The sequence below is a fragment of the Odoribacter laneus YIT 12061 genome, from assembly GCF_000243215.1.
In the GTDB taxonomy this organism is placed as follows: domain Bacteria; phylum Bacteroidota; class Bacteroidia; order Bacteroidales; family Marinifilaceae; genus Culturomica; species Culturomica lanea.
Map to the genome: position 1 here is coordinate 1,572,397 of NZ_JH594596.1, position 18,330 is coordinate 1,590,726.

The window sequence follows — 18,330 nt, forward strand, 5'->3', positions numbered from 1 at the left end:
ATTATTTCTTATCCCTCAAAGCTTCTTGCAATAAGCTAACCTTTTCCTGCTCGGTTTTCAACATGCGTTCGTAAAGTTCAACAACTTTATCTATTGGGTTGAAAGTAGGATAATAGCTTATAGAAGTGGAAGTATCATGACTATTAAAAGTATTTGCAACAATATTAACTGCTGCTTCATCGGTCATATTTTTAAGGGCTTCTACCGGAATTTGTAAAACTGCCGCAACTTTATTCAACGTTTTTTCATCAATCTGCTCTTTCTACTCTAATTTAGAAAATGCCTGTTGTGTCATATCCAATTTAGCAGCAAGTGCTTCTTGTTTTACTCCAAGAATATCCCTGAACCGTTTGATATTCTTTCCCTGATGTACTTTAGGCATAATTACTGTATCAGCATCCATATATTAAGTTTTTAAAATTTGACAAATTAAAACGTCTGTAAAGATACGCATTTGTTGTTATTTACAACCACACAAGTTGTATTTTACATTCCACCGTTGTACGATACCTCCCCTATTCTTCCCTTCTTTGCAGCAAAATAACTTTCATGCAAAGTAAACAAAAAAATAGAATTAAGCCAAAAATACGGGCGAGGACTTTTACCATCACAGATTACCATTATCCGGTTAATTTCGGGCATGATACAAATTTTGTCCCCTTTATTCGTCTGCGGGGGAAATGGCTTAAGGAAGCCAGTTTTCACATCGGGCAGAAAATTAAAGTCTACATATTAAAAAACCGTTTGATAATAGTTCCTTATCATCGTAAACCATGAACTACTACGAAAATAAAATAGCTTACCTCATTTCTTTATTAATGCAGCTTAAAGCCTACGCACCACAGAAAGTAAATGATATGCTGGAAGTCGAAAAGATTGAAAGCTTCTTGGATAAACCGGAAATATCCGACCGCAACTGGGAAATAGAACGTCCCGGAAATCAGGTGTTCTTTCTGAATTATTTGAACGCTAATATTTCTGTTTGCGAAAGAATGTTAGAACTGCTAAAAGAAAAAACATCCAACTGACACATGGAAAAACAACAAAAATACAGCATTTATACAGAGGGACATTTTTTACAGAGTATTTCGCCTGCCGAACTCCGGATGATTCACTGCCTGATTAGCGATTTTTTCAATAAAGAGGACAAAATTCCGGTAGCCGGAAGGAAGGTAAATACCCATCCTGAAAACCGTATATTTATAGCCAAAGACATCTGTTTTGACAGCCGTACAAGGGATTTTCAAACAGAATACTCCATCTGCGTCGGTGATGATTCCCTAACAAATATATCAGATGGTGAATTAGTGAATCTTTACCTTACCCTTCAATCCTTTTTAATCCAATCCGAAAAATTTCCGGCTGAAATACAAAAGGAGAATTTAAACCCCGCAACAAAAGGCGAAGCGGGAGTTAATATAGAAATAACCCTCGAAACCATTGATAATTATTTGATACACCCTTGTAAGGATTCCCCCTATATCTCCAAACGGGTATGGCTCAAAGATAATCATATACAGCCGGAAAGCGAATACGGGCTATCCGTTGATAACGGAGCAATTGAAAATATGTCAAGGAAACAACTATCAGCTTTGTAGGAAAAAATAGGGAATCTTCTGAATAAACTCCAAACTGAAAATAAAAAATAACGGGAAGCCTTATTACTTCCCGCTTTAATACAGTTCTACATTTTAATCCCTCTGCGTTTATTCTGTTCTGCTGACGGAGTGTTAAGTTTTACCCCTATAGATTGTAATCCTTCATTCCGTTTCTTCCTGAACCAATCCGAATCATTCAGACCGTCAATAGTGAGCCGGAGTTCACCCTCCCTTTTGGGGTGTTTCTCTACTTGGGCAATGGATTGTTCGGTTTGAAAGTGTCTTTTAAATTCAGGTGAATATATTTTACCACCAAATTTCAGGGACTTAAAAGCAAGCAGCTTTTTAGTCGCTGCTTCGCTAAATCCTATCAGCCTGCAAAGTTTTTCAACCCGGAGAAATTCCCGGATTACCGGAAACAAATCATATATCTTTTTAAGTTCGTCCTTTAACCTGTCAAGAGCTTTCCGGTGTTCGGTTTCATTGGTCTGAATAGTGCGGTTTAAAGCCTTTACTTCTTCCTTTAGCCCCTTGTTTTCTGCGGTCAGGCGGTCGATTTCCTGTTGCTGCTGTTTTATCTTCGGGCTGCCTAACAAAGAACCGATTCCCTCGGCTGCTGAACTGGCTGCATTTACAAATGTACCTTTCAGGTTCTGGGCTTTGATTTCCCCTTTGATTCTGGACAGTTCCTTTTCCGCCTGTTCTTTGTTTTGCAGTAAAATGCCTATATTCTCCTGAATACTGTTGGATTGGTTTAGAAGGTCACGGTAATACTGCGAGGTAGTGACATGCCGGGCTTCTGAGCCTTCGATTCCCCTTTCCAGTCCGTAATACTGCATCCTTTCGGCGTAGCTGTCCTGATAGTGTTTCAGCTTTGCGCGATTCATGACATCATCGGCACAAAGACGGGCGTTTTCAGGATTCTTTTTTCTATACTTTTTCTTTCCTGCCTGCTGCTGTTCCGCTTTCGCTTTCCGCCTTTCTCCCTTAACGATGGGTACGAGTGTTGCGTGAATATGGGGTGTTGTTTCGTCCATGTGCAGGACGGCTGAAACAATATTTTCTTTCCCAAATGTTTCCTGTAACCATTTCAGGTTATCATCGCACCATTCGTCAAGCCGTCCATTTTGCTCAATGAGTTTCATATCCTGCGGACTGCCTGTAAGCAAAATGCGGATGGCGCGGACTTGGTTCTTCCCGATTTTACGGGTTAAACCTGCGGTGTCCAAACGGTGTTGTATAGCTTCTGTCCTGTTCCTTACTTCATCTGGGAAACGGATTAATTCCCGATTTAAATGCGTGCGTGACGGGTCAGCGTTTTTCGGGGAAATCGTGCGCTCGATATGGGCGGACATTCCGCTGTCCGTCCCGGCTGTTTTTTCCATGTGCAGGACTGCATATCCCATAGGTAAAGTGATTTTGTGGGTTAGTGATTCCAACGGCATCAGGGATGCCGGAAGGGATTCCAAAGGGGGTTACCCCGTTGGCTTATTGGGGCATTTTTAGCGGGAGTGAAACGGAGCGTATAGAAAATGCCCTAATAAGTTATGGCTTTTTGAAAAGCCATAAGGTGCGTGCGGTAGGGTATTACCGCCTTAATCCTTTGGATTGCTTCTTTTCCTGCTTGGGCTGTCTGTTCATCAGATAGTCGTTCAGGTCTTTATACCTTGCATAAAAGCCGGATTGGTCGGATAAGGATTTGCACACGGATTTCAGCCTTGCTGTTACCTGCCGTCCTGCCTCGTCATTGTCAAGGAAGGTATAAACTTTCTCCTGCGACCGGAGATAGTTTTCAGCTTTCGGGAGATTGGCGACTGAATTAAGAATCACTGTATTTTGCCGGAATTGGTTTATCCTTTTCATCGTCAAAAAAGAAAGAGCATCCACAAAACCCTCGAACACCAAACAGGCATCACCGCCAGCCTGAATGCCTGTAATATCCTTTGATGTACAACCTTTAAAATAGCGGTTTCTTAATTCATATCCGCCTGAATTGTTCGGAAAACCTACGGCAAAGTAAGGTTTTCCGTTTACCAAGTAATGGACTTCCTTACAATACTGCTTTACTGCTTCAATGCTGATGCGTCTTTCTTTCAGGTAGGCAATCAGGAACGGATTTTCAATAGATTGCACCCGTTCAACCGTTATGCCTGGCTTTTCTTCTTCCGGAACGGGACTTTTCCCCTGAAAAGAAAAAGACGGCATTCCCGGTAGCCTTTGTTCCAGTCGGCGGATAGCTTCGGGTAAAGTACATGCTTCCAACCTCATCACAAAGTCTATCATCGTCCCACCTTCGCCAGTACCGTAATCAATCCAAAGGTTTTTAGTGTAATCCACTTTCATACTGGCGTTGTGGTCAGCACGGAACAGGGAATGGTACATGCCGTAATAACCTTTATCCTTTACCGGATAAATGCCCTTATCCGTAAGATATTGTTTGATTGGTAACTGATTTAATATTTTCGTGTCCATGTTGTTTGTTTTAATTGGGTTCTTTTTTCTTTCACCGTCAGAAAAACTAACGGCATATAATAGCAGCTTGGATTTAAGGTTAAACCAAACCGGATAAGAGAGTAGAAAAATGGTTTAGTATGGTTTATGATATACATATCCGTCCTAAACTAAACCTTCTTTCCTCCGTCAGTAATGATAACCGGGATTATACCGATAAATTTTACCTTCTTTCAGAATCATCCACTTATTAGTGAGGAAGGTTTTCAGCAGCTTTGCCTTGTTCGTGCCGAAAGAATAACCTAAAACAGAATAAGCGTTTTTAAGTTTCGGAATAAGCAGCGCGTAAGTAAAGGTCTCTCCGTTTGCAAAAAGGCTTTCCAGTGCTTCGCGGTGTTTTTCTTCCGGTACTTCTTGGTAATCAAAACTTTTCGCTACTCCGGATTGCTTGGGCTGGTAGTCCTCCACCAATTCAGGTAAACTGTCGGCATTGATACGGAAGGCAAACGGTTCAAAATCTATATCCCGGATGCACATAGCGGTTACCGAACTGATATTTTTATCAAATTCATCTTTCGTCACCTGTAAAATTGTTTCGGCTTTGTTGTTGAGTTCCGTCCCCAAATGTCCGCGTGTGTTATCGTCCCCTTTATTCAGGTGTAAAACCGTATGAATATGAATCTGTCTTTCATCCGTCCCTTGCATCAGTTTTGTAATCAGGTCAGTTGCTTCACTTGGACTGTTGATGTCGTAAGCTAAATCCCGTACTCCGTCAATAATAACCAACCCTAAACCGTCCGTCTGATAAATGGCTTTTTCAATGATAGCCAAACGGATTTTAGGGGCATACCTGCGGAGTGAAAGAAATTCAAGCGTTTCAGGCTGTACGGTTGGCGGTAAATCTGCCAATAGCAAAATACGTTTCAGTACCCGTTTACAATGGAACGGGCTTTGCTCGGTGTCGATATACAGGATTCTACGTTTTCCGTCAGGAAACGAAGCCCTGTAATTTAATACCGTACCATTGGTCAAAGCTGCTGCTACAATGGTACAGATATTAAATGTTTTCTTGCTTTTTGCCTTTCCGGTAGATGCGCTGAAATTGCCTAACGTTCCGATAATGGATTCATCCACCCGCAAAACGATGGGCGGTATTTTCACCTCATCGGTTATTAACAGACGGGCTTGTTGCCATAATTCAGTTACATCTATTTCAGGCTCGGTCTTTTCTTTCTCTTTCATGGCTTATCTTCTGCCCCCTGTTTTGCGTCCGGCTAACTCAATGGCAAGTTCTGCATCAACAATGATTTTACGTCCGATTTGTGTAATAGCCTTGTCGATTTTTCCGCTTTGTTTGATACGGTTGGCGGTCGGCATACTGCAACCGAATAGTTTTGCAATTCCACAAATACCGTAAACATATTTTTTAGATGTGTCCGGTTTCAGTGGGGGCTGTACTGTCGGTTGTCCTGCGTTTTGCTGAAGGAAAAGAAATTCTTCCCCTGTCATTTGCCACAATGGTTTTTCTTTCAGGTCAGTAATATTCATAACTTATACATTTGTGTTATACTTTCGATTGCTGCGCAGTCAATCGGTAACGCAAATGTAAGCTCATGACAGGAGGAAGAAGTAGAATCGTAGTTTATTACAAAATTATATCCTGATAGTTAATGATATACAGAGATATGCTCTATTACGATTTCGTAATACGAACGTAGAAAAAATCAAAACGAATAATCATAGAACACCACCTTATATTCATTGGTAAGCGACTCACGTCTTTTTCTCTCAAAATTTTGTCCCATAGCTATATGGTAACGGGATTCAAAAAATGTCTTTATTTGAGGATCTTTGTTAGGCAAGAAATAATTATTATCTATTAGAGCAATTAAAAATATAACTAATTTTTTATATCCGGTTTACCATTTCCATGTACGGATTTCCAATGAAGTTCTGCATCCAGATATTTATTATCAACAAGTTTAGATTCTAAAAGAAGAAACTTTTCATACATCTTTGTTCTGAAAATCATATTCGGTTCTATTGTCAAAGATACCTGAGGCAAATTTTTCGTTTCTTCCTCCCCATCCTTCATTACTTTTTGTTTTTTCTCATCAGACCTTGTTCCTTTAGCGAGGTAGTTATTGACAATTTTATTAAATACAAGACTCAGGTTATATAGAGAGCCAAAGAGGTTTATAATATATTTTGATGATTTTCTTCGAAATTTTTCTTGTTTTTCATAAAGTGCAACCAATTTCTTCTGTTCTTCATCATGGGATATCTTTACCTCTTCCCTTTGTTTCCACAATCGTTCTTCCTCTTGTTGAGTATGTTCCCTAAAGCCTATCGAATCCAATCCCCCTTCGATACTACAAAGCTCTCTCCAATATTTTTGAACAACTTCTGATTGACATTTTATAGGGGAATCATACTCCCGCACAGCCTCCAAACAAACATCCATCACGTTTATTCCATCTAAACTCTCTTTTGCAGATTCATATTGCCGGATATTATCCTTTACTTCTGACTCAATGTTTTCCAATAATAATATATAAGTAGCTTTGTCCTTTTTAAGTACAAGGTCAAGCACCATTTTCTCAAACACTTTTACATCATGGTATTTATTCCAGAATTCGGTAATTAAACATTGTTCGGCATAACTAACCGTACCATTATTGACAGCATTTGTAAATATAGTGTTCAGTTCTCTATATTGAGGGAGAAAATCGGTTATAGGCATAAGTTTTATCTGTTTTCTTCTTCGTTACGTTCCAACAGCTGAGTTAATTCCTGTTCTACTTCTTCAATGGAAGGAAGAGTTGATTTTAAATCTTCGGGGACAGCTTTACTTAATTGATAATCACTAATTCCAATGGGTTGATTATAATTTGCTAAAGCATATTGAGCCACTATCTCATTTTTTCCTCTGCAAAGCAGTAATCCTATCGTTTTATTATCATTTTCACCCCTTAATTTATCATCTACCACATTGATATAGAAATTAAGCTGACCTGCGTACTCCGGTTTAAATGGAGTAGCTTTCAGCTCTATCACCACGTATGCATGAAGTTTTATGTTATACAAAATCAAATCAGCATAAAAGTCAGACTCACCAATCTGAAAATGTTTCTGACGGGCAACAAATGCAAATCCTGTACCCATTTCCAGAAGGTATTTTGTTACATGAGTCACCAGTTGTTGTTCTATATCCCGCTCGTCGGCACGGTCTTTCATCCCTGCCAAATCAAAAATATAAGGATCTTTCAGCAGGTAATTGGCTAAATCACTCTGCGGCTCAGGAAGCGTGACCGTAAAATTGTTTACTTTTTTCTCTTTAATCTGACGTTGAAATAAATCGCTCTTAACCTGAATGTCAAGGATATTGCTACTCCAGCCACATTCAAGTGTTTGCTTCATATACCAATATCTCAACCCTAATTTCAATTTACTATTCATCAAAACCACATGAGCAGCCCAATTTATGGACGCAATGGAAGAAGTTTTAAACAATTGTTCTAACTGCGCAAGAGGTTCTTGCGTAATTTCTAAAAGTGCGTTCTCCAGATTGTCTATCTCTAAACCATCCACTAAAGAATCGCCTGAGTAAATTTGCGCAAGAGGTTCTTGCGTAAATTCAAATTCGTTTAAAAGCCTTACAACAGCAACAACTTTCTCCACGGTCGGACACTCCATTTCCATATCAGCAGCAACCAACCGTCTCAGAACTTCAATGGGATATTGTTTAGCAAACTGACACATATAAGTCAAATTCCGGGAAGAATACCCTTTTTTATCAGGATATTTCGCTTTAATGGCATTTGCTGTTTTCGCTATAATTTTACTTCCCCACCTCAATCTGTTTTGATTATATATAATAAAATGCCCCACTTTCCAGTAATGTAAAAGTAATTGGACATTAGCAGCAGAAACTAATTTTATCTGTGCTTGCTCTATCTCTGCTCCAAGAATATCTACAAATGAATCAAATTCCCGTTGGTGTATTATATTTCCTATTTTATCCATTACTTTTCTTTTAAACTGATTCCGTCACAAAGGTAAACAGAAATATCATAACTGGTTAAATTTACTCATGGCATTGGCTTTAATATCATCTGCAATATCAATATAGGGTTTCATCGCTTTGTAATCACTGTGTCCTGTCCATTTCATAACAACATGAGCCGGGATTCCCATAGACAAGGCATTGCAAATAAAAGTCCTGCGTCCGGCATGAGTACTCAAAAGAGCGTATTTAGGCGTAACTTCATCTATACGTTCATTCCCTTTGTAGTAAGTTTCCCGTATGGGTTCATCAATTCCTGCCAGTTCACCCAATTCCTTCAGATAATCGTTCATTTTCTGATTGCTGATGACAGGTAAAGCCTTATCACCTCTGAAATGGACATCTTTATATTTTTCCAGAATAGCCCTGCTATGGTCGTTTAATTCAATGGTAAGGCTATCGGCTGTTTTTACTGTTGTAATCTCAATATGATCGGATTTCACATCACTACGCCAGAGGTTATAAGCGTCAGAATATCTCAGACTGGTAAAACAACAAAATAAGAATACGTCACGGACACGTTCCAAATATTGTTTTGTTGGCGGTATCTGATATTCCCTCAATTTCGTCAACTCTTCCCAAGTAAGGAATATTACTTTTTTCTGCGTATTCTTTAATTTAGGTTTAAAATTCTCAAAAGTATTATCCTTACAATATCCTTTCTTTATGCACCAACGCAAAAACCATTTAAGAAAACCGATTTGCTTTCCAATGGTCACATTCCTCATACCTTTTACCTCTCGAAGATAATTCACATAATTCGCTAACTTAGCCTCATCAAAAGCTCCAGGAGAAAGCGCAGGATCAAAAGCCATCAAGTGATTTTTCACAACGGACATTTTTTTATAAGTCGATATTGTCCAGTTGTTTTGAATACCGCACTCTTTCACAAATTCATCATAAACCTCTACGAAAGAAGCTGTTTCCTTTCTATCCTCTGTCGGTTCTATATTTACATTTTTTTTGTTTTTCTCATTAAAGAATTCCTTTATCTGTTCTGGTGTTGGAATATAACCCTGTACCTCAAACTCTTTAAAGATTTCCTGAATATCTGTATAATATTTCAATAAATCCGCATTAATTTCGGATGCCGTTTGTTTCAACTTATTGGTACAATTATTCTTTACCCGTTGTAATTTTTCATTCCACTTGGCTAAATCTATCCGATATCCAGTTGTAAATTCAATCCGGTGACCGGAATAAACAACACGCATTCGAATAGGCACATTCTCAACAATAAATTTCCCGTCTTTTTTTCGATTCTCTAAACAGAAGATAATATTACGCTTGATATTCATAGTCTGGGTATAAAAAGTTACACCCAAATCTACACCCATTTTTTAATATTAACAAAGATATTTTATTTTGCTTAAAAATGAAATTGTAATAAATTGGTTATTAATAGATAATTAGAGCATTTATGATATCACATGAACACAAAGGTGAGAGAGCCTGCTGCTCCACTTTTAGAAAAAAGCTACTGATTTTTCGGTAGCTTTTTGTATTCAGTAATGTCAAACTGAATGTCTTGTTTTTTACACAATAGGGCACGTCCCTACTGTGTAAATTATACAAAATTTGATTTTTTATACCTACAGGCTATTCTTTTTCTTCCCATCCTACTGTTTCCAGAAACCAACGACGGTCTGCTTCGCTCAGTTGTTGCTCTGTAAGGATGTGAGGCAATTGGCGATAATTTTGACGGAATTGTTCAATGAGTGTAGGAAAGCGTTCCGGGAAATACTCCAAAGCTACACTCGTAGATTCCAGTGTTCCCAAGGCTTCATTCAAGACTATGCCTGCATCCCGGAATTTTAAAGCACTGATAGCTTTGGATAGCCGCCGGAATTGCCCGATAAGACCGTCGTTTACTTCCGTCCGGGAGGCTGGATAACGAATTTGGACGACTTTTTCCTTCGCACACGATTTTTCCGGTAAAGGAATTACAAGAGCCAGTTCTTCTCCCAGATATTCGTACGCCACGGTCTGTCCGTTTACGGTAAGCTGTTCCGGAACGACAGAACCGAGGATTTTTATTTTAAAGGAGCGTTCTGCCGGCATATCCCGGTAATGTCCTTCCCGGGCCCCGATTGTAACCGTTAAATCCGGCCCCGATTGTTCTACAGACAAAGGAGTATAAGCATACTCCCGGGCATAATGTTTATCGTTTCCATTATCTTCATACATACGGAAAGACCCTTTCTGTCCGGGAAAAACGGTGAGGACGATTTCTTCATCATTTCTGCTCAGGTTTTCGACGCGATCGTACAAAGGAAGAATAGATCCGGCTTTTATATATACCGGATATTCCGCTAGCCCGAACGAACGTTCCACGATTTGCCCGCCTTTCAAAAGCGTGCCTGTAGACCATTCGTACCAATCGCTACCGCCCGGTAACCATACTTCCAGCTTTGCATAACCTTTCTGCATGGGTTCTACAATCGGAGCGATCAGGAGATTCTCCCCGAACATATATTCCTTTTCAAAACGGTAAGCTTCCTCGGATTCCGGATAATCGTAATACAGAGGCCGACACACAGAAAGGCCGTTTTCATAGGTCTCACGAGCCATAGTATAAAGATAAGGTACCAATTGATACCGCAAGAGCACAGCATTCCTCAAGGCCTCAAAATACTCGCCTTTAAAATTCCAGATCTCTTTGTTTAACACGGCATTTTTGGTTGAATGGGTGCGAAAGACAGGAGTAAATACACCGTATTGCATCCAACGGGTAAATAATTCCGGATCCAATTCCTGTTTATCCCCTTTTTTAAACATATGCCCTCCGATATCATGGCTCCAATAACCATATAATACATTCGATGCACAATTTGTAAAATAAGGCTGGAAAGCCAGAGATTTCCAGGAAATAATAGCATCTCCCGAAAACCCGATCTGATAACGGTGATTTCCGAGTCCGCCCCAACGATGATACAATAAAGGACGTGTGTCGCGCATACGTTCCATATCAGAGAAAAAGGCATAATTAATCCACCAGGTATTACTCAAACCCTCCACCTTTTTATCTGTCAGCCATTGTTGCCAATCCAGCCACCAGAAATCCACCCCTGCTTTCTCCATCGGCCGGAGCACAATATCAAATATGCCTTGCATATATTTTTTGTCAGATACGGTCCAGGGAAGAGTCGCCCCGGAAGCGGAATCTATCCCCATCCATTCCGCCATAGCCGGATATTGCTCTTCGTAGGCAGCTACACCCCCGGCCAGATGAAGGTTTAAAGTCACTTTCAACCCTCTATCTTTCAAATGTCTTAAAAATTTAACCGGGTCCGGAAATAAACGGCGATTCCACGTCCATCCGGTCCAACCGCCCTTTCCTTTTTCTGTGTAATGCCAGTCCATATCCACGACCAACACGTCCAAAGGAAGTTGGTAATGACGGAAATTATCGATCAACTGCCGGATTTCTTTATCCGAATAACTCCAGTAACGCGACCACCAATAGCCGAATGCGTAACGAGGGGGAAGCGGAACCTTACCGGCAAACAGGGTAAAATCTTTCAAGGCTCCTTTGTAATCATTTCCATAAGCCATAAAATACCAATCCTGTCCCTCTCCAGCCCCTCTTTTCTTGACCCAAGGCCAATCGGAATCATCAAATAGGAAATCAGCCGAATCATCAATCAATGTCCATCCATCCCTGGCCAAAAGCCCGTCCTCCAACGGCATTTCCTGGTTTTTATAAGTACTATAATTCCCATCATAACCATCCAATGTCCGGAAAGTTCCTTTCAGGTTATCTTTCTGTTGCATCCCGGGTTTCCAACAAAAAGGCTTTAACCCGTTTACAGCCTTTATCATCAGATTATCGGAAGTAAACTTACCGCTATGTTTTTTATATTTCACCTCCATTTTAGCCGTTTTTATAAGGACCCACTCTCCTTTATGGCAAACCTTATATTCCGGAACCGGTAAATTTCTCTGCACAACCACAAAAGAAGGTGCATCCACAAACTGTCCGGAAGGACTCCATTCCATACGAACCACCCCCTCTGCAAGCATTGTAAAGCGAACGTCCTTTTCCTGATAAACGATAGCATCCCGGGAAGAAGCGGCCTGTGTATAATTTTTTCCTCCGGTAAGAACAGATAATATTAAAAATAAAAAAAGATTTTTCATAGTTGAGTTCGTATATCGGTTCGCTCTCCCTCCTTTACCTCTCTCTGTTTTTGTTCTTCTCGTAAAAATAATAATTCTGTACAAAAAAACAAACCGTTTACAGCAGAATTCACGCCGACCGAAAAAGAGTCATTTAAATGACTTTTAAGACATTAAAAGACTATATCCCAAGAAAATAATAAGTTTTCAAATTCCTCTCTAGACCTATCCGGTATGCCCAAACAATTCCCGGCAAAATTCAAAACTTCCATTTCCGATAACCTCATTTAATTAAAAATTCCTATTACCTTTGAAAGATTCAATGAATAAAAATGATATCATGAAAAACCTGATTTTAATCTGTTTCTTATGCTTTTCCGGAATATCACAGGCACAAATTTATCCGGTCACCCCGACTCTTGAAAACGAAAATTCCTTTTCGATGATTTTGCTGCCTGATCCTCAATCTTATATTAAATTCGAAGCGAACCAACCTTTGTTTGAGCTTATGACCCGTTGGTGCGCTCTTAACCGGAAAAAGTTAGCTATAAAAGCCGTCCTTTGCACAGGGGATCTGGTCGAACAAAATGAATGGCCCGTACCGGATAACAGAAACGGCGACCAGACAAGTACCCAGCAATGGGAAGCGGCTGCCCGTTCCTTCAACTGTCTGGACAATCGCCTTCCTTATATCATTTGCACCGGAAATCACGATTACGGTTACGAGAAAGCGGAGAATCGCCTTTGTCATTTCCCGGAGTATTTCCCGGTAGAAAAAAATGCCTGCTGGAAAGACTGTCTGGTCAGCACCGCTAAAAATGCTTTTGAACTTCCGACTCTTGAAAACGCTGCTTATGAATTTGATACCGACACCTGGGGTAAAATTTTAGTCATCTCCCTGGAATTTGCCCCCCGGGAAGAAGCTTTGCACTGGGCTAAGAAATTGGCGGATTCCCCACGTTATAAAGCCCACAAAATCATTGTTCTTACCCATTCTTATCTGGAAATCGACGGGAGTATTTTTGAAAAAGAAAATTATAAAATGACCCCTGCCAATTACGGCAAAGCGATCTGGGACAAACTGATTTACCCGACTCCCAATATCGATTTGCTAATTTGCGGACATGCTTGTGAAATTACCGATTTAGAGGGAACTGTAAGTTACCGAGAAGATAGGAACAGTAAGGGAGAATATGTCCCGCAAATGATGTTTAATGCACAGACCGCCGACAAACAATGGTTCGGAAACGGAGGAGACGGCTGGCTACGGATACTGGAATTCATGCCCGACGGAAAAACCATCAAAGTAAAGACTTTTTCCCCTTTGTTTGCCGTATCCCCTACCACAGCCGAATTTGCCTGGCGTACTGCAGCATACGACCAATTCGATATCGTCATAAACAAAAAATAATCCGAATTCCCTTTTTAAATCATTGAATAAAAATGAAAATCGAACACATCGCTATTTGGGTTGACGATCTGGAAAAGATGCGGCAATTCTACAGAACTTACTTCAATGTCAGTTGCGGAGAGAAATACGTCAATCCGAAAAAACAGTACGCTTCCTATTTCCTTTCTTTCGGACCGGGTCAAAGTCGCATAGAATTAATGCATCGACCGGATATCGGCGAAAATACCGGAAAAAGAGGTTTTACCAAAGGACTGGCCCATCTCTCTCTTTCTTTGGGCAGTAAAGAAGCCGTAAACCAATTGACAGAACGTTTACGCAAAGCAGACTATACAATAGCCAGTGAACCCCGTACCACCGGAGACGGATATTACGAAAGCGCCGTTTTAGACCCCGAAGGTAATTATATCGAATTATTGGCATAAATATTTAAATTAAATATCCATGAAAATCAAATTTTCTTTCCTTGTTCTTTTTCTGTGTACATTATTTTATACTCTTTCTGCACAAAAGGTCGACACAATTCGCATCCTTTCTCCTTCAATGAAAAAAGAAATTAAAAATGTCATCATACTTCCTCAGGATTATGAAAAAAACAAAAAGCAAAGTTATCCGGTAGTCTATTTACTACACGGACACGGAGGCAGATACGACAGTTGGATAAAGGAAACCCAACCACGCCTTCCGGAATTAGCGACTGAATGGGGAATGATTTTTGTCTGTCCCGACGGATCCAACAGTTGGTATTGGGATAGCCCCGTCGATTCCAGCAGCCGCTATGAAACCTATATCAGTCAGGAACTAACCGATTATATTGACAAAAACTACCGAAGTATTGCTTCTCCGAAAGGAAGGGCCATTACCGGTTACAGTATGGGCGGTCACGGTGCTCTCTGGCTGGCCTTCCGTCATCCTGACCTCTATGGAGCAGCCGGTTCCATGAGCGGAGGAGTAGACATTCGTCCTTTCCCCCATAGTTGGCATATGAAAGACTATCTGGGTAGTTATGAAAAAAATCCGGAAATATGGGAACAACACACTGTGATCAACCAATTGCCATACAAAGCCCCAACGGGTCAACTGGCTTTGATCATCGATTGCGGTTCCAGTGATTTTTTCTATGAAGTAAACCAGAGATTACATGAAAAACTGCTCTACTATCGGATTCCGCACGATTACATCATCCGGCCCGGTTCGCATACCTTCAGTTACTGGAAGAATGCTATCGACTACCAATTACTCTATTTCAATAAATACTTTAAATCCTTATAAATAGGATTGGTACATACACCGAAAAAAGACGGTCTTTCTTCACTCTACAGCTTAGAAAAAAGAGCCTGTTTATTTTTTAATCCCGGCCTTCCCAACAAAAGGGTAAACCATTTAAACAGAAAATCGTATGTATTTCATAAGGTTGAGAAGAAAAATAAACGATTTGTAAAACCAGAATGAAGGCGGAAAACAAACTTTAAAAGAACAAGAAAGATGAAGAAATTAGTATTACTCCGTCACGGAGAAAGTACCTGGAATAAGGAAAACCGGTTCACGGGCTGGACAGATGTAGACCTGACAGAAAAAGGCACAGAAGAAGCAATCAAGGCAGGCAATTTGCTGAAAGAAAAAGGTTTTGTCTTTGAAAAAGCTTACACTTCTTACCTGAAAAGGGCTATCAAGACATTGAACATCGTATTGGACCGGATGGACCTGGACTGGATAGCGGTGGAAAAAACCTGGCGTTTAAATGAAAAACATTACGGTGCCTTACAAGGGCTGAATAAAGGCGAAACAGCGGAAAAATACGGAGAGGAGCAAGTAAAAATCTGGCGCCGCAGTTACGACATCGCTCCTCCGGCTTTACGGGAAGACGATCCCCGGAATCCCCGTCTGGATATCCGTTACATGGGAATACAAGGAGAACATCTGCCTTTGACGGAAGCCCTGAAAGATACGGTAGAGCGTAGTTTACCCTATTGGAAAGAAGTCATCGCTCCTAGTTTACAACATTTTGGACAAATTTTGGTTGTCGCCCATGGAAACAGTCTGAGGGGAATCATTAAATATTTAAAAAATATTTCCGACGAAGAAATTGTAACTTTAAATTTACCCACAGCTGTCCCTTATGTATTCGAATTCGACGACGAATTAAATTTACAACAGGATTATTTCCTGGGAGACCCGGAAGAAATCCGGAAAATGATGGAAGCAGTTGCCAACCAAGGCAAGAAAAAATAATCAAAGCGATACCCGCTAAAAACTAAAAAGTTGAACGTTTATTCAGCCGAAGAAACCCACTAACTTCAAGCAATATACAACGTTCAACTTTTTAATATTAAGCCAATTTTATACTGGTATCCAAGTATACGTCCTGTATCGCATTCAGCAGGCGTACGCCTTCACTGATGGGCTTCTGAAATGCTTTCCGTCCGCTGATTAATCCCATTCCGCCGGCTCTTTTATTAATCACCGCCGTAATGACAGCTTCCTGTAAATCGGTTTCTCCATGGGATTCTCCTCCCGAATTAATCAAACCGGCCCGGCCCATATAACAATTCGCAACCTGATAGCGGCACATATCGATGGGATGATCGCTACTCAATAAAGAATACATCCGGGGGTCGGATTTCGAAAAATGCAAAGCGGTAAAGCCTCCGTTGTTCTCGGGTAGTTTTTGTTTGATAATATCGGCTTCTATTGTAACCCCCAAATGATTTGCCTGTCCAGTCAGGTCAGCAGCTGTATGATAATCTTTATCGTCTTTTTTGAAACCCGGGTTCCGGAGATAGCACCACAAAATAGTAGCCATACCTTTTTGATGGGCGTATTCAAAAGCTCTGGCTATCTCTATAAGCTGCCGACGGCTTTCCGGAGAGCCGAAATAAATCGTTGCTCCGACGGCCACTGCACCTAAGTTCCAAGCCTCATCGATGGTTCCAAATAAAATCTGGTCGTATGTATTCGGGAAGCTCAGCAATTCGTTATGGTTAATCTTTACAATAAAGGGTATTTTATGGGCATACTTACGGGCTACCGATCCCAATACTCCAAACGTAGAAGCCACAGCATTACACCCGCCTTCTATAGCCAGACGAACGATATTCTCCGGATCAAAATACAAGGGATTCGGAGCAAAAGAAGCACCAGCCGTATGCTCTATCCCCTGATCCACCGGTAGGATGGAAAGATAACCGGTACCGGCCAGACGTCCGTGCTGATAAAGGGCATGAAGACTATTCAACACGGGAATACTGCGGTCGGAAGGTACCCACACCTCGTCTATAAAATGAGGGGAAGGCGCATGGATCAAATGTTTATCAATCGTGGTACAGACATGCTCCAGGTAATATTCCTGTTTGTCTCCTAACAATTCCGTAATTTTACTCATATACTTTCTGTTTATAACATTTATTAAAAAACCGATATAAACATTTTACGAAAAGTCCCGGAGAATGGTTTAAAACAAACGAATCCTTTAAATTCCCTTAAACTATACCACAGCAAGATTTAAAAGCACCTCCCTGCAATTCAGGTAGATAAAAATTTATGCCCGATCGGGAAAAGAAAAATAAAAAATGCTCTATCCAAACAGGGAGAACAGATATTCCTCAAATGGACAGAGCATTTTATAAATGAGTCAACTTCATCCTTAACAGGCCACCGACTTAATAATTTATGAATTTACGGCTTATTGCAAAGCTTCAAGGATGAGTTCAGCTGTTTTTTTACCGGACATCAGCATACCGCCGAAGATGGGCCCCATGCGAAAACTGCCGCTGACCCCGTTGGCCGCCATTCCGGAAACATACAGACCGGGATAGACTTCTTTGGTATTTTCCACTGTCGTCCGTTCTCCCTCTTCCACCGATAATGATCTTTCTCCGATAACGTCTCCGGTAGGAGTGTTCAAGCGAATGCCATTTTTACGGGCTACCGTCCGGGAAACCTCACAATCATGCCCCGTACCATCCAGAACGGCTTTAGCCATAATAGTCAGCGGATCCACATGCATGCCTTCCCGCTGTACAGGAGCCCAGTTGACCACCACACCGGCTACCCGTTCGTTCTTAAATACGACATCCTCTACGGTATAACAGTTGAAGAGCGTCGCTCCGGCTTTGGTAGCCTGATAAATCAAGGCAGAAGTCGTATGGACAGAATCCATGACATAGGTTCCCTGCTCGTAAGCCCGGTAAGAAACGCCCAGTTCCCGGACAATGGGCATAGCTTCCTCCTGTACAATAATATCGTTAAACATCATAGCTCCGCCCCACATTCCGCCTCCGGGAGCCAGTTTCCGGTCGAACAAAGCTACCTTTTTACCGGCTTTCGCCAAATAATAAGCAGCTACCAAACCAGAAGGCCCTCCTCCCACAATAGCTACGTCTATATCCAAATTATTCTTCAATTTGGCAAAATAGGAATCAATAATTCCTCGGGATACAATTTTTTCCATGTGAAAGAATTTTGTGATTAAATAATAATTGTGCACAGAAGCAGCTTTGCTTTCAACAAGCTCTTTACCTGCATTCCCTACGCCGGCATTATCCGTTTCAGGTTTGATGGGTATAATCTCAGCCTGTCCCGAGTACAAGCACCCCTCTATGCTAAAGTAACGCAAAGTTAATATTATCTGGACAAGATCAAAAGTTTGTGTAAAATATCTTTGCAATTCCTAACAGGTCTCTAATCTT

General features: G+C 40.8%; 19 protein-coding genes and 1 riboswitch. Of the genes, 7 read left to right on the top strand and 12 right to left on the bottom strand.

Translation table 11 applies throughout. The features are described from left to right. Position 1 precedes the first annotated feature (1 nt). Both HMPREF9449_RS16850 and HMPREF9449_RS16855 read right to left on the bottom strand, forming a co-directional pair. Complete coding sequence (locus HMPREF9449_RS16850) at positions 2 to 238, bottom strand: hypothetical protein (RefSeq protein ID WP_232211410.1); 237 nt, start codon at positions 236 to 238, stop codon at positions 2 to 4. 24 nt (positions 239 to 262) lie between these two features. After that, positions 263 to 403, bottom strand: coding sequence for a helix-turn-helix domain-containing protein (locus tag HMPREF9449_RS16855; protein WP_009136465.1), 141 nt, complete (start codon positions 401 to 403; stop codon positions 263 to 265). A gap of 146 nt (positions 404 to 549) precedes the next feature. Between HMPREF9449_RS16855 and HMPREF9449_RS17000 the strand changes: the two genes are divergently transcribed. The 3 genes from HMPREF9449_RS17000 to HMPREF9449_RS06565 are packed head-to-tail and all read left to right on the top strand — an operon-like array spanning position 550 to position 1,598. Then, positions 550 to 777 (top strand): SymE family type I addiction module toxin, encoded by a 228-nt coding sequence (locus tag HMPREF9449_RS17000; RefSeq protein ID WP_040611246.1) that lies wholly within the window; start codon positions 550 to 552, stop codon positions 775 to 777. Further along, a complete protein-coding gene (locus tag HMPREF9449_RS06560) occupies positions 774 to 1,028 on the top strand; it encodes a hypothetical protein (protein ID WP_009136466.1) in 255 nt (84 codons plus the stop codon). Before HMPREF9449_RS17000 ends, HMPREF9449_RS06560 begins: the two co-directional genes overlap by 4 nt. Before the next feature lie 3 nt (positions 1,029 to 1,031). Further along, complete coding sequence (locus HMPREF9449_RS06565) at positions 1,032 to 1,598, top strand: hypothetical protein (protein WP_009136467.1); 567 nt, start codon at positions 1,032 to 1,034, stop codon at positions 1,596 to 1,598. An 86-nt stretch (positions 1,599 to 1,684) separates the two neighbouring features. Here HMPREF9449_RS06565 and mobV read toward each other — a convergent pair whose 3' ends face one another. From mobV to HMPREF9449_RS06605, 8 genes are all read right to left on the bottom strand, one after another. Further along, on the bottom strand, positions 1,685 to 3,004 hold the full coding sequence (gene mobV, locus HMPREF9449_RS06570; protein ID WP_040611247.1) for a MobV family relaxase: 1,320 nt from the start codon (positions 3,002 to 3,004) through the stop codon (positions 1,685 to 1,687). Positions 3,005 to 3,185: 181 nt separating this feature from the next. After that, on the bottom strand, positions 3,186 to 4,070 hold the full coding sequence (locus tag HMPREF9449_RS06575) for a toprim domain-containing protein (protein WP_009136469.1): 885 nt from the start codon (positions 4,068 to 4,070) through the stop codon (positions 3,186 to 3,188). 168 nt (positions 4,071 to 4,238) lie between these two features. Continuing rightward, a complete protein-coding gene (locus HMPREF9449_RS06580; RefSeq protein ID WP_009136470.1) occupies positions 4,239 to 5,291 on the bottom strand; it encodes an AAA family ATPase in 1,053 nt (350 codons plus the stop codon). Positions 5,292 to 5,294: 3 nt separating this feature from the next. Beyond that, positions 5,295 to 5,597, bottom strand: a complete 303-nt coding sequence (locus HMPREF9449_RS06585) for a DUF3853 family protein (RefSeq protein ID WP_009136471.1) — start codon at positions 5,595 to 5,597, stop codon at positions 5,295 to 5,297. A 352-nt stretch (positions 5,598 to 5,949) separates the two neighbouring features. Continuing rightward, positions 5,950 to 6,792: a hypothetical protein gene (locus HMPREF9449_RS06590; RefSeq protein WP_009136472.1), complete on the bottom strand. Its 843-nt coding sequence runs from the start codon at positions 6,790 to 6,792 to the stop codon at positions 5,950 to 5,952. 5 nt (positions 6,793 to 6,797) lie between these two features. Next, positions 6,798 to 8,075, bottom strand: coding sequence for a PDDEXK nuclease domain-containing protein (locus HMPREF9449_RS06595; protein WP_009136473.1), 1,278 nt, complete (start codon positions 8,073 to 8,075; stop codon positions 6,798 to 6,800). Positions 8,076 to 8,120: 45 nt separating this feature from the next. After that, on the bottom strand, positions 8,121 to 9,413 hold the full coding sequence (locus tag HMPREF9449_RS06600) for a site-specific integrase (protein WP_040611693.1): 1,293 nt from the start codon (positions 9,411 to 9,413) through the stop codon (positions 8,121 to 8,123). Between the two features lie 301 nt (positions 9,414 to 9,714). Beyond that, positions 9,715 to 12,255 carry a glycoside hydrolase family 31 protein gene (locus HMPREF9449_RS06605; RefSeq protein ID WP_009136475.1) on the bottom strand — a complete coding sequence of 847 codons (2,541 nt, stop codon included), beginning with the start codon at positions 12,253 to 12,255 and terminating at the stop codon, positions 9,715 to 9,717. Between the two features lie 319 nt (positions 12,256 to 12,574). Here HMPREF9449_RS06605 and HMPREF9449_RS06610 point away from each other — a divergent pair, with 319 nt between their 5' ends. The 4 genes from HMPREF9449_RS06610 to gpmA all read left to right on the top strand — a co-directional run bounded on the left by HMPREF9449_RS06610 (position 12,575) and on the right by gpmA (position 15,874). Continuing rightward, positions 12,575 to 13,645 carry a metallophosphoesterase gene (locus HMPREF9449_RS06610; protein WP_009136476.1) on the top strand — a complete coding sequence of 357 codons (1,071 nt, stop codon included), beginning with the start codon at positions 12,575 to 12,577 and terminating at the stop codon, positions 13,643 to 13,645. Positions 13,646 to 13,677: 32 nt separating this feature from the next. Further along, the gene (locus tag HMPREF9449_RS06615) at positions 13,678 to 14,067 is read left to right on the top strand and encodes a VOC family protein (RefSeq protein ID WP_009136477.1); all 390 of its coding nucleotides are present in this window, start codon (positions 13,678 to 13,680) and stop codon (positions 14,065 to 14,067) included. A 19-nt stretch (positions 14,068 to 14,086) separates the two neighbouring features. Continuing rightward, positions 14,087 to 14,914: an alpha/beta hydrolase gene (locus HMPREF9449_RS06620; protein ID WP_009136478.1), complete on the top strand. Its 828-nt coding sequence runs from the start codon at positions 14,087 to 14,089 to the stop codon at positions 14,912 to 14,914. Between the two features lie 213 nt (positions 14,915 to 15,127). Beyond that, positions 15,128 to 15,874, top strand: coding sequence for a 2,3-diphosphoglycerate-dependent phosphoglycerate mutase (gene gpmA / locus HMPREF9449_RS06625; RefSeq protein ID WP_009136479.1), 747 nt, complete (start codon positions 15,128 to 15,130; stop codon positions 15,872 to 15,874). 97 nt (positions 15,875 to 15,971) lie between these two features. Here gpmA and HMPREF9449_RS06630 read toward each other — a convergent pair whose 3' ends face one another. Beyond that, the gene (locus tag HMPREF9449_RS06630; protein ID WP_009136480.1) at positions 15,972 to 17,024 is read right to left on the bottom strand and encodes a class I fructose-bisphosphate aldolase; all 1,053 of its coding nucleotides are present in this window, start codon (positions 17,022 to 17,024) and stop codon (positions 15,972 to 15,974) included. A 300-nt stretch (positions 17,025 to 17,324) separates the two neighbouring features. Continuing rightward, entirely contained in the window at positions 17,325 to 18,092 is a 768-nt protein-coding gene (locus HMPREF9449_RS06635; RefSeq protein WP_040611694.1) for a sulfide-dependent adenosine diphosphate thiazole synthase, read from the bottom strand. A 58-nt stretch (positions 18,093 to 18,150) separates the two neighbouring features. Then, positions 18,151 to 18,249: riboswitch (TPP riboswitch) on the bottom strand. Between the last annotated feature and the right edge of the window lie 81 nt (positions 18,250 to 18,330).